This is a genomic window from Stappia sp. (assembly GCF_965276915.1).
GTDB lineage: Bacteria > Pseudomonadota > Alphaproteobacteria > Rhizobiales > Stappiaceae > Stappia.
In genome coordinates this window covers 2,817,321-2,831,607 of sequence record NZ_OZ255709.1, presented here as the reverse complement: position 1 = coordinate 2,831,607, position 14,287 = coordinate 2,817,321, and the positions used below count along the sequence as shown (strand labels likewise).

The 14,287-nt window shown below is 68.3% G+C and carries 14 protein-coding genes; 6 read left to right on the top strand and 8 right to left on the bottom strand.

Features of this window, described 5'->3' with window-relative positions:
- Positions 1–270 precede the first annotated feature (270 nt).
- From ACQY46_RS13075 to paaG, 4 genes are all read right to left on the bottom strand, one after another.
- Positions 271–873 carry a TetR/AcrR family transcriptional regulator gene (locus tag ACQY46_RS13075; protein WP_428696478.1) on the bottom strand — a complete coding sequence of 201 codons (603 nt, stop codon included), beginning with the start codon at positions 871–873 and terminating at the stop codon, positions 271–273.
- Between the two features lie 84 nt (positions 874–957).
- The gene (gene paaK, locus ACQY46_RS13070; protein WP_428696477.1) at positions 958–2,268 is read right to left on the bottom strand and encodes a phenylacetate--CoA ligase PaaK; all 1,311 of its coding nucleotides are present in this window, start codon (positions 2,266–2,268) and stop codon (positions 958–960) included.
- A gap of 80 nt (positions 2,269–2,348) precedes the next feature.
- Positions 2,349–2,816: a hydroxyphenylacetyl-CoA thioesterase PaaI gene (gene paaI, locus ACQY46_RS13065; protein ID WP_428696476.1), complete on the bottom strand. Its 468-nt coding sequence runs from the start codon at positions 2,814–2,816 to the stop codon at positions 2,349–2,351.
- The gene (gene paaG, locus ACQY46_RS13060; protein ID WP_428696475.1) at positions 2,813–3,685 is read right to left on the bottom strand and encodes a 2-(1,2-epoxy-1,2-dihydrophenyl)acetyl-CoA isomerase PaaG; all 873 of its coding nucleotides are present in this window, start codon (positions 3,683–3,685) and stop codon (positions 2,813–2,815) included. The genes paaI and paaG overlap by 4 nt, the downstream gene beginning before the upstream one ends.
- A 312-nt stretch (positions 3,686–3,997) precedes the next feature.
- On the opposite strand from paaG, the gene paaN reads away from it, so the two are divergent.
- The 6 genes from paaN (at position 3,998) to ACQY46_RS13030 (ending at position 10,367) form a co-directional block, all read left to right on the top strand.
- Positions 3,998–5,659, top strand: coding sequence for a phenylacetic acid degradation protein PaaN (gene paaN / locus ACQY46_RS13055; RefSeq protein WP_428696474.1), 1,662 nt, complete (start codon positions 3,998–4,000; stop codon positions 5,657–5,659).
- A gap of 76 nt (positions 5,660–5,735) precedes the next feature.
- Positions 5,736–6,890, top strand: coding sequence for an ABC transporter substrate-binding protein (locus tag ACQY46_RS13050; protein ID WP_428696473.1), 1,155 nt, complete (start codon positions 5,736–5,738; stop codon positions 6,888–6,890).
- 148 nt (positions 6,891–7,038) lie between these two features.
- Positions 7,039–7,911, top strand: a complete 873-nt coding sequence (locus tag ACQY46_RS13045) for a branched-chain amino acid ABC transporter permease (RefSeq protein ID WP_428696472.1) — start codon at positions 7,039–7,041, stop codon at positions 7,909–7,911.
- On the top strand, positions 7,911–8,858 hold the full coding sequence (locus ACQY46_RS13040; protein ID WP_428696471.1) for a branched-chain amino acid ABC transporter permease: 948 nt from the start codon (positions 7,911–7,913) through the stop codon (positions 8,856–8,858). The genes ACQY46_RS13045 and ACQY46_RS13040 overlap by 1 nt, the downstream gene beginning before the upstream one ends.
- A complete protein-coding gene (locus ACQY46_RS13035) occupies positions 8,855–9,658 on the top strand; it encodes an ABC transporter ATP-binding protein (protein WP_428696470.1) in 804 nt (267 codons plus the stop codon). Before ACQY46_RS13040 ends, ACQY46_RS13035 begins: the two co-directional genes overlap by 4 nt.
- Positions 9,659–9,662: 4 nt before the next feature.
- The gene (locus ACQY46_RS13030; RefSeq protein WP_428700485.1) at positions 9,663–10,367 is read left to right on the top strand and encodes an ABC transporter ATP-binding protein; all 705 of its coding nucleotides are present in this window, start codon (positions 9,663–9,665) and stop codon (positions 10,365–10,367) included.
- Positions 10,368–10,374: 7 nt separating this feature from the next.
- Here ACQY46_RS13030 and ACQY46_RS13025 read toward each other — a convergent pair whose 3' ends face one another.
- The 4 genes from ACQY46_RS13025 to ACQY46_RS13010 all read right to left on the bottom strand — a co-directional run bounded on the left by ACQY46_RS13025 (position 10,375) and on the right by ACQY46_RS13010 (position 14,279).
- On the bottom strand, positions 10,375–10,800 hold the full coding sequence (locus ACQY46_RS13025) for a cytochrome c (protein WP_428696469.1): 426 nt from the start codon (positions 10,798–10,800) through the stop codon (positions 10,375–10,377).
- Positions 10,797–11,222 carry a Cu(I)-responsive transcriptional regulator gene (gene cueR / locus ACQY46_RS13020; protein ID WP_428696468.1) on the bottom strand — a complete coding sequence of 142 codons (426 nt, stop codon included), beginning with the start codon at positions 11,220–11,222 and terminating at the stop codon, positions 10,797–10,799. Before cueR ends, ACQY46_RS13025 begins: the two co-directional genes overlap by 4 nt.
- A 115-nt stretch (positions 11,223–11,337) precedes the next feature.
- Complete coding sequence (locus ACQY46_RS13015; RefSeq protein ID WP_428696467.1) at positions 11,338–12,645, bottom strand: NAD(P)/FAD-dependent oxidoreductase; 1,308 nt, start codon at positions 12,643–12,645, stop codon at positions 11,338–11,340.
- Positions 12,642–14,279: a GMC family oxidoreductase gene (locus ACQY46_RS13010; protein WP_428696466.1), complete on the bottom strand. Its 1,638-nt coding sequence runs from the start codon at positions 14,277–14,279 to the stop codon at positions 12,642–12,644. The genes ACQY46_RS13015 and ACQY46_RS13010 overlap by 4 nt, the downstream gene beginning before the upstream one ends.
- Positions 14,280–14,287 lie beyond the last annotated feature (8 nt).

Sequence of the window (14,287 nt, the reverse complement as noted above, 5' to 3'; positions counted from 1 at the left end):
GAGGGGGGCAAGGCTGGCGTGTCGCAGGCAACCCGGAAGGATGACGACCTGAGAGACGGCAAGGGCCGGCGTCAGCACCTATACGGCGGCGAGAGTGGCCGGCGCCCGCTCCCCCCTCTGTCCCCGGCCGGGGACATCTCCCCCTCAAGGGGGGAGAGGGGTGCGTGTGGCCGGCTCCCGGCCCGAACCGGCCGACTGCATTCGGACGCCGGTCCCACCCTCAGGCCGTCATCCCGGCCGGGCATCGGTTGCCGGTCCTTCTTGGCCTGATCAGGCTGACAGGTTGCGGGCGCCGTCGAGGATCAGCCGTGTGGCGATGCGGGCATAGTCGGCGCGGCTGACCGGGCCGCCGTCGCGGAACCACAGATAGTGCCAGTTGACCATGCCGAAGAGGCTCATCGTCACCGGCTTGAGCAGCACCGAACCGTCGGCGGCAAGCGCGGGCACCGCATCGCAAAGAGCGCCGGCAAAGAGCGCGACGAGACGGCGCTCGCGTTCCTTCAGCTCCTCCTGCTGGGCGGGAGGAAGGCGCTTCATCTCGTTGATCTGGATCTTGTGCTCGGCATTGGCGTCGCGATAGGCGTCGAGCAGCGCCGAGACGCAGGCAAGCAGCCGCGCCTCGCCGGCAAGGCCGGGCGCCACCGCCTCCTCCACCGCCCCGATCAGCTCGTCGAGATGATCGCGGATGATATCGAAGAGCAGCGCGTCCTTGTTGGCGTAGTAGTGGTAGAGCAGCGCCTTGGAGACGCCGCAGCCGGTGGCGATCTGGTTCATCGAGGAGCGGTCGAAGCCCTGCTCGGCGAAGAGCTCCGCCGACGTCTTCAGGATCGCCTTGCGCTTGTCGTCATAGTCCTCGGCGCGCGGGCGTGCCATGTCTCGAAATCCCCCGGTCGGAACCACCGCGAGCCCGTGCCCGCGGCGGAAATTGGCGTTTCGTGTCGGTGGCCGGCCTGCCTATCAGTCCTTCGGCCGGTTGTCGACGACGCGCTTCGCCTTGCCCATGGAGCGCTCCAGGGCGCCCGGATCGGCCACCGCGACACGCGCGCTGACGCCGATCACGTTCTTCAGATGCGCCTTCAGCTCGGCGGCGGAGGCCGCGCGCTGCGCATCGTCGGCATGGGAGGGAAGCGCCTCGACGTGGACGGTCATTTCGTCCATCCGGCCCTTGCGTGTCAATTCCACCTGGTAGTGCGGCGACAGGCCGTCGATGCGGAACAGCTGCTCCTCGATCTGCGTCGGGAAGACATTGACGCCGCGCACGATCATCATGTCGTCAGAGCGCCCCGTCACCTTTTCCATGCGGCGCATGGACCGCGCCGTGCCCGGCAGCAGGCGGGTGAGATCGCGGGTGCGGTAGCGGATGACCGGCATCGCCTCCTTGGTCAGCGAGGTGAACACCAGCTCGCCGACCTCGCCGTCGGGCAGCACCGCGCCGGTCACCGGGTCGATCACCTCGGGATAGAAGTGATCCTCCCAGATATGCAGCCCGTCCTTGGTCTCGACGCATTCGTTGGCAACGCCCGGCCCCATCACCTCCGACAGGCCGTAAATGTCGACGGCATGCATGTCGAAGGCCTGCTCGATCTCCTCGCGCATGGCATTGGTCCAGGGCTCCGCGCCGAAGACGCCGATCCTGATGGACGAGGAGCGCGGGTCGATGCCGCGCGCCTTGTACTCGTCGAGAATGGCCAGCATGTAGGACGGCGTCACCATGATGACGTCCGGCTTGAAGTCCTCGATCAGCGTCACCTGGCGCTCGGTCATGCCACCGGAGATCGGCACCACGGTCATGCCGAGCTCTTCCGCGCCATAATGGGCGCCGAGACCGCCGGTGAAGAGGCCGTAGCCATAGGCGACATGGCAGATCATGCCGGCGCGCGCGCCGGCCGCCCTCAGCGAACGGGCCATCACCGTCGACCAGGTCCGGATGTCGTTCTTCGTGTAACCGACAACGGTCGGCTTGCCGGTCGTACCCGACGACCCGTGCACCCGCACCACCTGCTCGCGCGGCACGGCGAAAAGGCCGAAGGGATAGTTGTCGCGCAGGGTCTGCTTGTGGGTGAAGGGGAATTTCGCCAGGTCCGCCAGCGTCTCGATATCGCCGGGATGCACGCCGGCCTCGTCGAAGCTCTTGCGGTAATGCGCGACGTTGTCATAGGCGTGGCGGACCGACCATTTCAGCCGGTCGAGCTGAAGTGCCGAAATCTCGTCGCGGGACGCGGTTTCGATGGGGTCGAGATCGCCCGGCTTCGGTGCCAGATCGAGCATGGATATCCTCCCGGATGATGCGCACGGCCGCTTTGCGGGCCGCTTGTTGCCGTTCAGGTGAAGTCGAGAAACGCCAAACCCTATTGCCCGGGCAGCAGCGTTCCCTTGATGGTGCGGGAATTGCCCCGGAATTCGGCCAGCACCTCGCCGCCGCCGTTGGTGACGGTGACGTCGGTGATGCCCGAACGTCCCTCGCGCCAGCGCTCGACGGCGGTCGCCACCAGCCGCTCGCCAAGCCGGCCGGGACGCAGGAAGCTGACCGCGCAATGGCTCGCAACGGTGTTCTGGTTGTGGCTGTTGCAGGCGAAGGCGAAGGCCGAGTCGGCGAGCGTGAAGAGGAAGCCGCCGTGGCAGATGCCGTGGCCGTTGACCATCGCCTCGGTGACCGTCATGGCGATGACGGCACGGCCCGAGGCGACCTCGACGATCTCCATGCCGAGCCCCTGGCTGGCCTTGTCGCCGGCCCACATGGCATCGGCGCAGGCGCGCGCCAGCTCGTCCGGGTTCATCTCCGACGCATTGCCGGGTGTGATGTCCGCGGTGCTCATGCATCGTCTCCGGATGTGGAACCCGCCGGCGGGCGGCCGGTGAAGGAAGGGGCGCGCTTGCCCATGAAGGCGGAAACGCCTTCCGCGTAGTCGGGCGAGCGGCCGGCAAGGCCCTGGAAGTCGCGCTCGAGATCGAGCTGCGTGTCGAGATCGTTCTCCGAAGACGCCTCCAGCGCCTGCTTGACGAGGCCGAGACCGAAGGTCGGCGCGGCGGCAAGTTCGCCGGCAAGGCGGCGGGCCTCCGCCATCAGTTCGGCATCGGGGACCGCTTTCCAAATCATGCCCCAGCTTTCCGCCTGCTCGGCCGGGACCGGCGTTGCCAGCATGGCAAGCGCCTTGGCCCGGGCAAGGCCGACGAGACGCGGCAGCGACCAGGTGCCGCCGCTGTCGGGCACCAGCCCGATCTTCGAAAACGCCTGGATGAACTTCGCCGAGTGCGCGGCAAGCACGATGTCGCAGGCGAGCGCGATATTGGCGCCGGCACCGGCCGCCACCCCGTTCACCGCGCAGACGACAGGCTTGGGCAGCGCTTTTAGCCGGCGCAGCAGCGGATTGTAGTTGGCCTCGATGGTGCGGGTCAGGTCGGGCGGCGCATCGCCCGGCGCGGTCACCCGGTCGCCGAGATCCTGGCCGGCGCAGAAACCGCGCCCGGCGCCGGTGATCAGCAGGCAGCGGATATCCGGATCGCTCTCGGCCGCGTCGAGGGCCTTGCGCAACCCGGCATGCATGGCCTCGTTGAAGGAATTGAGCTTGTCCGGCCGGTTCAGCGTGACGACCAGAACGCCGCCATCGCGCTCGACAAGCACGGGCGCCGCATCGGCCCCGCCCCGATCATCTGCCCCAACCGAAGACGTCCTGTCCGCTGGCATGCGCCCTCCCTTCGCGCCGGTCCGCCTCCCCCGATGCCTCGCAGCAAGGAAGGGAACCGGTCGCCTCGTGATTTTTCACTTGACTGACCAACCGGTCGGTTAATTATTATGATTGTCAATCGGGCGCTGTCAATCGCGCCCAGACCAACAAACCGCCCCGCCCTCGCCGGGCACCTGGAACAGGCCGGGTGCCGCGCATCGCAGGAGGCGGGCAAACACAGGCGGCGCGTCCGCCGGGAGGAGTGCCGGCAGCCCCGAAATCGGGAGGCTTGCGGGCACGAGGCCCGGTCCGCGCGCCACAGGGAGACAGGCATGGCCGGATTTTTCGACAGGCACAAGGCGACCCTCGACAAGGCGGTGGAGACGATCCGCAGCCGCGGCTACTGGTCGGCCTACCCGGAAATGCCGTCCGGCAAGGTCTATGGCGAAACCGCCAAGGAGGACGGCGAGGCCGCGTTCAAGGCGCTTGTCGGCCAGCCGTTCGAGCTCGACCAGCCCACCGGCGGCGGGCGCACCGGCCACGAGATCAGCCCCTATGGCCTCGATCTGGGCATTTCCTATCCCGAGCTTGCGCCGGACATGGCGGTCGCCGCCGCGAAAGCTGCGATGCGCGGCTGGGCGCAGGCGAGCCCCGAGGCACGCGCCGGCGTCTGCCTGGAAATCCTGGCGCGGATCAACGCGCAGAGCTTCCTCTTCGCCCATGCGGTGATGCACACGTCCGGGCAGGCCTTCATGATGGCCTTCCAGGCCGGCGGCCCGCATGCACAGGACCGCGGGCTGGAGGCCGTTGCCTATGCCTATGACGAGATGAGCCGCATTCCCGGCCATGTGCGCTGGGAAAAGCCGCAGGGGCCGAAGGACCCGCTCGTCCTCGACAAGCAGTTCCGCATCGTGCCGCGCGGGCCGGCGCTGGTGATCGGCTGCGCCACCTTCCCCACCTGGAACTCCTATCCGGGCCTGTTCGCCAGCCTTGCCACCGGCAATCCGGTGATCGTCAAGCCGCATCCGGGCGCGATCCTGCCGCTGGCGCTGACGGTGAGGATCGGCCGCGAGGTTCTCTCCGAGGCCGGTTTCGACCCGAACGTGCTGCTGCTTGCCGCCGACACGGCGGAAAAGCCGCTCACCAAGGAGCTGGTGACCCATCCGGACGTTGCCATCATCGACTTCACCGGCTCGTCGGCCTTCGGTTCCTGGGTGCGCGACAACGCCAGGGACAAGCTGGTCTACACGGAAGAGGCCGGGGTCAACTCGATCGTCGTCGCCGGCACGGATTCGCTGCGCGGCATGGCCGGCAACATCGCCTTCTCGCTGTCGCTGTACTCGGGCCAGATGTGCACCGCGCCGCAGAACATCTACGTGCCGCGCGAGGGCATCGACACCGACGAGGGGCACAAGTCCTTCGACGAGGTGGCCGGCGCGATCCGGACCGCGATGGACAAGCTCCTCGGCGATCCGCAGCGCGCCGCCGGCGTGCTCGGAGCGGTGCAGAGCGATGCAACGCTGAAGCGCATCGCGGACGCGCACAGGCTCGGCACGGTGCTGCGCGAGAGCGCAGCCGTCGAGGGCATGGACGGGGCGCGCTCGGCGACGCCGCTGATGCTCGCCGTCGACGCGAAGGACGAGGCCGCCTACCTGGAGGAACGCTTCGGCCCGATCAGCTTCGTCATCGCCACCGACGGGGCCGATGACGCGATCGCCAGGGCCTCGGCCTCGGCGAAGACGAAAGGCGCGATCACGGCGGCGCTCTACGCGACGCGGGAAGACGTGATCGACCAGGCGGCGGATGCCTTCGCCGATGCGGGCGTGGCGCTCTCGGTCAACCTGACCGGCGGCATCTTCGTCAACCAGTCCGCCGCCTTCTCCGACTACCACGTCACCGGAGCGAACCCGGCCGGCAACGCCTGTCTGTGCGACAGCGCGTTCGTCGCCAACCGCTTCCGCGTGGCAGCCATGCGCCGCCCGGTCGCGGCGTAGGTCGGGCGGGGGCACGCCCCCGTCGCCGACGAAAGACCGGAAAAAAGACCTGCTACAATATCCCTGGGAGGAAACCATGGCTCGTTTTGCAAAGTATCTCGGCAGCGCGGCGCTTCTGGCCGGCGCGGCCTTCGCCTTTACCGCGACCGCATCCGCCGACACGATCAAGATCGGCGCGTCGCTGGCGGTGACCGGCCCGGCCTCGTTCCTTGGCGATCCGGAAGCCAAGACGCTGGAAATGTATGTGGCGAAGATCAACGAGGCCGGCGGCGTCAACGGCAAGCAGCTGGAACTCGTCGTCTATGACGACAGCGCCGATGCCAACAAGGCCCGCACCTTCGCCACACGCCTGGTGGAGGACGACGAGGTCGTCGCCGTGGTCGGCGGCTCGACCACCGGCACGACGATGGCGATGATCCCGGTGTTCGAGGATGCCGGCATTCCGTTCATCTCGCTGGCCGGCGCGGTCGTGATCGTCGACCCGGTGAAGGAATTCACCTTCAAGACGCCGCATACCGACAAGATGGCCTGCGAGAAGATCTTCGCGGACCTGAAGGCGCGCGGCCTCGCCAAGGTGGGCCTGATCTCCGGCACCGGCGGCTTCGGCAAGTCGATGCGCGAGCAGTGCGTTTCGGTGACCGGCGACTACGGTATCGAGATCGTCGCCGACGAGACCTACGGCCCGGGCGATTCCGACATGACGCCGCAGCTCACCAACATCAAGAACGCGGCCGGGCTGCAGGCCGTCGTCAATCCGGGCTTCGGCCAGGGTCCGGCGATCGTCACCCGCAACTACAAGCAGCTCGGCATCGACGTGCCGCTCTACCAGAGCCACGGCGTTGCTTCCAAGTCGTTCATCGACCTCGCAGGCGATGCGGCCGAGGGCGTGCGCCTGCCGGCGTCCGCCCTGCTCGTCGCCGACAAGCTGCCGGACAGCGACCCGCAGAAATCCGTCGTCGCCGGTTACAAGACCGCCTACGAGGAGGCGACCGGCCAGCCGGTCTCGACCTTCGGCGGCCATGCCTATGACGGGCTGATGATCCTCGTCGAGGCGATGAAGAGCGCCGGCTCGGAAGACCCGAAGGCAATCCGCGACGCGATCGAGAAGACCACCGGCTTCATGGGCACGGCGGGCGTCGTCAACATGTCGGTCGACGACCATCTCGGCCTCGACCTGACGGCCTTCCGCATGCTCGAGATCAAGGGCGGCGACTGGGCGCTGGTCGAGTAAGCCAAGCCGCATCGAACGCGGCCGCGCCGCGCGGAAGACCTTTTCCGCGCGGCGCGGCCGGCCCGGCCCCCTTCCCGCACCCTGGTCGGTACAGGCCCGCATCGCGGCCGACAGACCGGACCGGCGCGGGGAACAACACGGCGAGCCCATGCCCGAACTGCTGCAATTCTGTGTGTCCGGCCTGACCGTCGGCGCGGTCTACGCGCTGGTCGCGCTCGGTTTCACCATCATCTACAACGCCTCCGACGTGGTGAATTTCGCGCAAGGCGAGTTCGTCATGATTGGCGGCATGACGACGGTCTTCGTCGCGGCCGCCGGCGTGCCCCTGCCGCTCGCCGCACTCGTTGCCATCGCGGTCGCCATGGGCATCGGCCTGCTCCTGCACCGGTTCGCCATCGAACCGGCGCGCGGCGCCTCGGCCGTGACGCTGATCATCATCACCATCGGCGCCTCGATCTTCCTGCGCGGACTGGCGCAGGTGGTCTTCGACAAGCAGTTCCACTCGCTGCCGGCCTTTTCCGGCGACACGCCCATCGCCTTCGGCGGCGCGGCGATCCTGCCGCAGAGCTTCTGGGTGCTGGGCGGGGCGGCGGTGATCGTCGTGCTGCTGTGGGCCTTCTTCAACCGCACGCTGCTCGGCAAGGCCGTGCTGGCGACGGCGGCAAACCGGCTGGCGGCGAAGCTCGTCGGCATCAACACCTCCTTCGTCGTCGGCCTGTCCTTCGTGCTTTCCGCCGCCATCGGCGCCATCGCCGGCATCCTCGTCACGCCGATCACGCTGACCAGCTACGATGTCGGCACCTTGCTGGCGCTGAAGGGCTTCGCCGCCGCCATGCTGGGCGGCATGGGCAACCCGCTCGGCGCGGTGGTCGGCGGGCTCACCGTCGGGCTGCTGGAAGCGCTTGGCGCCGGCTACATCTCCTCCACCTACAAGGACGCGATCGCCTTCATCGTCATCCTCGCCGTTCTCTTCGTCATGCCGGGCGGACTGTTCGGCAAGGCCAGCGTGGAGCGCGTGTGATGCTGAAAGCCGTCCTCGCGCCCCGTGTCGCCGTGCCGCTCGTTCTCGCCGTGCTGGTGGTCGGCCTGTCCTTCGCCCTGCCCTCCAACTTCTACCTGCGGGTCGCAGCACTTGTGTGGATCTCGGCGCTCGCCGTGATCGGGCTGAACCTCCTGATGGGCTATGCCGGCCAGGTCAGCCTCGGCCATGCCGGTTTCTTCGGCATCGGCGCCTATGCGGTCGCCGTGCTGCCGGCGCAATTCTCCCTGCATCCGCTCATCGCCGCCCTTGCCGGCGCGGTCGTGGCCGGGCTGGTCGCGTTCCTCGTCGGGCGGCCGATCCTCAGGCTCAAGGGGCACTATCTGGCGGTGGCGACGCTCGGCTTCGGCATGCTGATCGCCATGACGATCTCCAACGAGGCGTGGCTGACGGGCGGGCCCGACGGCATGCCGGTGGAGCGGCTGACGCTGTTCGGCTGGCGGGTGCGCGGCGCCGACACCTGGTACTGGATCACCGGCGGGCTGCTCGTCATCGGCGCGTGGATCGCCGGAAACCTGGTGGCCAGCCCGACGGGCCGGGCATTGCGGGCGCTGCACGATTCGGAAGTCGCGGCGCGGGTCGCCGGCATCGACGTGGCGCGGGCCAAGCTGACCGTCTTCGTCATCTCCGCCGTCTATGCCGCGGTCGCGGGAGCGGCACTTGCCCTGGTCAACGGCTTCGTCACGCCGGACAAGGCGAATTTCATGCATTCCATCGAGCTGGTGACGATGGTCGTGCTCGGCGGCATGGGCTCGATCCTGGGCTCCGTCGCAGGGGCTGCGATCCTCGTCGTGCTGCCGCAGGTGCTGACCAGCTTCCACGACTACGAGCACATGGTGCTCGGCCTGATCATGATGGTGATCATGATCGTGCTGCGCTCCGGCATCGTGCCCGGCCTTGCAAGCCTGTTCCGGGGGAGACGCAAATGAACGCCCCCAACACTCCCCTGCTGGCGGTCGAGGAGATCGGCATCTCCTTCGGCGGCGTGAAGGCCGTCGACCATGTCTCCTTCACCGCCAGTCCCGGCGAGGTGTTCTCGATCATCGGCCCGAACGGCGCCGGCAAGACGACGCTCTTCAACCTCGTTTCCGGCGTCTACCAGCCGAAGACGGGCAGCGTCCGGCTGGCCGGCGACACCGTGACGGCGCTGGGGCCGAACCGGCTGGCGGCACGCGGGCTGTCGCGCACCTTCCAGAACCTGCAGGTCTTCTTCCGCATGAGCGCGCGGGAAAACGTCATGGTCGGCCGGCACCTGAAGGAAAAGCGCGGACTGCTCGCCCATCTGCTGGCATTGCCCTCCACCGGCCGGCAGAACCGGGAAAGCGCGGAACACGCCGACCGGCTGCTCGCCCGGGTCGGGCTTTCCGACTATGCCGACACGGCGGCGTCGAACATGCCCTATGGCGCGCTGAAACGGCTGGAGATCGCCCGGGCGCTCGCCGCCGAACCGAAGGTGCTCCTGCTCGACGAGCCGGCGGCCGGCTGCAATCCGGTCGAGACGGAGGAGATCGAGCGGCTGATCCGCAAGATCGCCGACGAGGGCGTCGCGGTGGTTCTGGTCGAGCATGACATGAAACTCGTCATGCGCATTTCCGACCGCATCCTGGTGCTCGACCAGGGCCGCATGCTGGCCGAGGGCGGCGCCGCCGAGATCCGCTCCAACCCGAAGGTCATCGAGGCCTATCTTGGAACCCATGGCACGCGGGAGGCCAACCTTGCGCTCGACTGATCCGCTGCTTCGCGTCGACACACTGCGCTCCGCCTACGGGCGGATCGAAGCCCTGCACGGCGTCTCGCTCCAGGTCGATGCCGGCGAGATCGTCGCCCTTGTCGGCGGCAACGGCGCCGGCAAGACGACATTGCTGCGCACCCTCTCCGGCGTCCAGCCGATGAGCGGCGGCGGCCTCTCCTTCGAGGGACGCGACATCTCGCGGGCAAGCCCGCATGCGCGCGTCGCCGCCGGCATCGCCCAGGTGCCGGAAGGGCGGCAGATCTTCGCCCCGCTTGCCATCGAGGACAATCTCCGGCTCGGCGCCTACTTGCGCAAGGACGCGGAGATCGCGGCGGATCTTGCCCGGGTCTACGACCTCTTCCCGGTGCTGAAGGAACGGCGGCGGAACCCGGCGGGCGGGCTTTCCGGCGGCCAGCAGCAGATGCTCGCCATCGGGCGGGCCCTGATGAGCCGGCCGAAGCTCTTGCTCCTCGACGAGCCGTCGATGGGACTTGCCCCGGTGCTGGTCGACCAGGTGTTCGAGATCATCACAAGGCTCAACCGCGAGGACGGGGTGACGGTGTTCCTCGTCGAACAGAACGCCTTCGCGGCGCTTTCCATCGCAACGCGCGGCTATGTCATCGAGACGGGCGAGATCGCCATGGAGGGCAAGGGATCCGACCTTCTGGCCGACGACCGGGTGCGCGAGGCCTATCTCGGCGTGTGAGCCAACGTCAGAAGATGCCGCTGGCGCGCTGCAGCGCGCGCACATAGGCGGTGATCGCCGCAACCTCCTGCGGCGTCACATCGGGCACGGCCGGCATGTCGCCGAAGCTCCAGTGATGCTGGCGCACGCCGCGCGCGGCGGCGAGGAAGAACGCGCCATCGGCATGATGGCCGGGTTCGTAGATCATGTGGACGAGCGGCGGCGCGATACCGGCGCGCCCGGCGGCATTCGCGCCGTGGCAGCTGGCGCAACTCGCGTCGAAGAGCTCCCTGCCCCGCGCAAGCTCCCCGGACAGCTCCGGCACGGTGACGCTTGCCATCGGCGTGCCGCTCCCGGTCGTCGTCCTTCCCGCGTCGCCGCCGGACAGAAGATAGGCGCCGCCCGCGATTGCAAGCAGCGCGACGGCACCCGAAAGCAGAACCAACGGCCTCATCGCCCGCCGCCCCGCGTCCCGGCGCCCTCCGGCAAGGGGCCGCCGGCAAGATCCTCGAGGATCGGGCAATCGGGCCGCTCGTCACCGTGGCAGCACTGGACGAGGCGCTTGAGCGTCGCCTTCATGCCCTGCAGTTCGACGATCTTGCGCTCGACCTCGCCGATCTTCTGGGTGGCGACGGCCCGCACGTCGGCACTGGCCCGGTGCTCGTCCTCGTAGAGCGAGAGCAGCGCGCGGCATTCCTCGATGGTGAAGCCGAGGCTGCGCGCCCTTTGCAGGAAGCGCAGGCGATGCACGTCCGTCTGCGAATAGTCGCGATAGCCATTGGCGGCCCGCGCCGGACGGATCAGCGCGATGTCCTCGTAATAGCGGATGGTCTTGGGCGGCAGGTTCGCACGTGCCGCAGCGTCGCCGATATTCATGGGAGGCGTTCCGGTCGGGTGATCGTCTCCCCCATGTGAGCCTTCCACCAACTGGAAGGTCAAGGGGCTACTGCATGGTTCGCCGACCCGCAGGGCTCGAGCGGCGACCGGACAGCTAGATCCCCATCCGGTCGAGGAGACGGTAGGCAAGCACGGACGGCGCCAGGAACCAGGGATTGCCGGTGTAAAAGGGGCGCGTCGGGAAGGCTAGGCCGTCGAAGGCGGTCGCCCCTTGCGAAAGCCCCGCCGCCTGCTGGCCCATGCGCATGCCGAGATAGCTCGCCATGCCGACGCCGGAGCCGCAATAGCCCATGGCGTAGTGGAGCCCCTCGTCGTTTCCGATATGCATCATCTCGTCGAACGTGTAGGCGACGTAACCGACCCAGGAATGGGAGACACGGGTGCCGGTCAGCCGCGGAAACAGGCGGATCAGCTCGTCATGCAGCCGGACGGCGCTCTTTTTCGGGTCCGTCTCGGAAAGCGACACCCGTCCGCCGAACAGGATGCGGCGGCGGTCGGGCGACGGCCGGTAGTAGTAGACGACCCGGCGCGTGTCGCAGAGCATGCGATCCGTCGGCAGCACCTCGTCCATCACCGCCTGCGGCAGCTCCTCCGTCGCGATCACATAGGAACCGATCGGGATCACGCGCCGCCGGTGCCAGGGGCTGAGCGGTCCGCTGTAGCCGTTGGTGGCGAGGACCACCTTCTGCGCGAAAAGCGTGCCGCGCGCCGTGGTCAGGCGAAAACCGCCGGCCGCCCGCTCCAGTCCCCCGACGGGGCAATGGGAGACGATGCGCGCGCCCACCCGCTCAGCCGCACCCAGAAGCCCGGCGTGGTAGCGCCCCGGGTCGACGCTGGCGACGCGCGGATAGACGGCGCCGCCGTAATAGGCGTCGGTGCCGATCTCCGCATGCTGGTCGGCACGCCCGACCGTGTAGGCGCCGGTATCCAGCACCGGATGCGGGCTCTCCAGTTCGCGCCGCATCGCCTCGAAGCGACCCGGCGTGTGCGCGCCGTGGAAGCGGCCGCAGACGGAAAAGCCGCAATCGATCCCTTCCTCAGCGACGAGCCGGCCGACGTAATCGCGCGAGGCCTCCCCTTCCTTGAGGATCGCCGCCGCCCGGTCACGGCCGTGGCGACGAACCAGCGTCGCGAAATCCGGCTTCACAGAGGTGGAGATCTGTCCGCCATTGCGGGTGCTGCAGCCGAAGCCGGCGGCCTCCGCGTCGAGCACCAGCGTTGTCGCACCGGCGCGCGCCGCAGCTATCGCCGCGTTGAGGCCGGTATAGCCGGCGCCGACCACAGCCACGTCGACCCGCTCCGGCAGCGGCGCGCGCGCGGCTTCGGCATCGATGGCCGGCGGCGGCGTCTCGTCCCACCAGTAGGGCTGCGGCCTGAAATCGGGCGTGAAGATATCGCTCATGAAAGGGGTATCCGGTCGCTCGCGTGGTCTTCAAGGATCATGTCCGCGCCCTTCTCCCCGACCATGATCGCCGGTGCGTTGGTGTTGCCCGAGATCACGGTCGGGAAGATCGAGGCATCGACGATACGCAGGCCCGCGAGCCCGTGCACGCGCAAACGCTGGTCGACAACGTCCACCTTCGGATCAGGCCCCATCCGGCAGGTGCTGACGGGATGGAACACGGTGCCCGAGCGGGCGCGGATGTCGGCGACGAGATCCTCCTCCGACCGCACCTGCGGCCCGGGCAGGATCTCCTGCGCGATCACATCGGCAAAGGCCGGCGTCGCGGCAAGGGTGCGCAGGAAGCGCGCGCCCTCCAGCATTTCCTGCAGGTCGTGATTGGTCGAGAGATAGTTCGGGTGGATCGCCGGCGGTTCGAACGGGTCGGCGGAGCGGATTTCCAGATGGCCGCGGCTCGTCGGCCGGGTCGGCTGGATGCCGAGGAGAAATCCGGGGAACGGGTCCGGGCTCATCAGCGGCCGCTTGCCCGGCGGCGCCTTTGTGTAGCTCACCGGCGAGAAGAAGAGCTGCATGTTGGGCCGGGCAAGTTCGGGCCTTGTGCGGAAGAAGCCGCCGCCCTGGTTGACGCCGAGCGAGAGCGGCCCGCGCCGCATCAAGACATAGCGCAACCCGTGCCAGAGCTTGCCGATGAGCGGGCCGAGCTGCTGGTTCAGCGTCGGCACTTTCGAACGGTAGAGATAGTCGAGCCCCAGATGGTCTTGCAGATGCCGGCCGACGCCGGGCAGCTCGTGCCGCACCTCGATGCCCTTGCTCGAGAGCAGCGCCGCCGGACCGACGCCGGAGAGCTGCAGCAATTGCGGCGAGTTGACCGCGCCGGCGGCAAGGATCACCTCGCGCGCGGCATATGCCGTCCGCTTTTCTCCCTTGCGCATGTATTCGATGCCGGTGGCGCGGGTGCCCTCGAAGAGGATCCGTGTCGCATGCGCATGGGTCTCGACACGCAGGTTGGCCCGCCCCCGCGCCGGGCGCAGATAGGCGCGTGCCGCCGACATGCGGAAGCCGTCCCTGGCCGTGTTCTGGTAGAGCCCGACGCCTTCCTGGTCGGCACCGTTGAAGTCCGGATTGCGCTTCAGGCCGGCCTGCTCGCCGGCGGCGAGATAGGTCTGGCACATCGGGTGCAGGTCGCGTGCCAGGGTGGCGACGTGAAGCGGCCCCTCGCCGCCGCGCCAGTCGTCGGCACCGGCATCGTTGGTCTCGGACTTGCGGAAATAAGGCAGCACGTCGTCCCAGCCCCAGCCGGGGTTGCCCATCGTCTTCCAGTCCTCGTAATCCTGCTGCTGGCCGCGGATATAGACCATGGCGTTGATCGACGACGATCCGCCGAGCACCTTGCCGCGCGGCCAGTAGGAGGTTCGCCCGCCGAGGCCGGGATCGGGCTCGGTCGTGTACATCCAGTTGATGCGCTTGTCGTAGAAGGCCTTGCCGTAGCCGATCGGCATCCAGATCCAGAAGTTGAGATCGCTGCCGCCGGCCTCCAGCAGCAGCACGCTGTAGCGGCCGCCGGCGCTCAGCCGGTCGGCCAGCACGCAGCCGGCCGAACCGGCGCCGACGATGATGAAGTCGACTTTTGTCATGGCGGCAG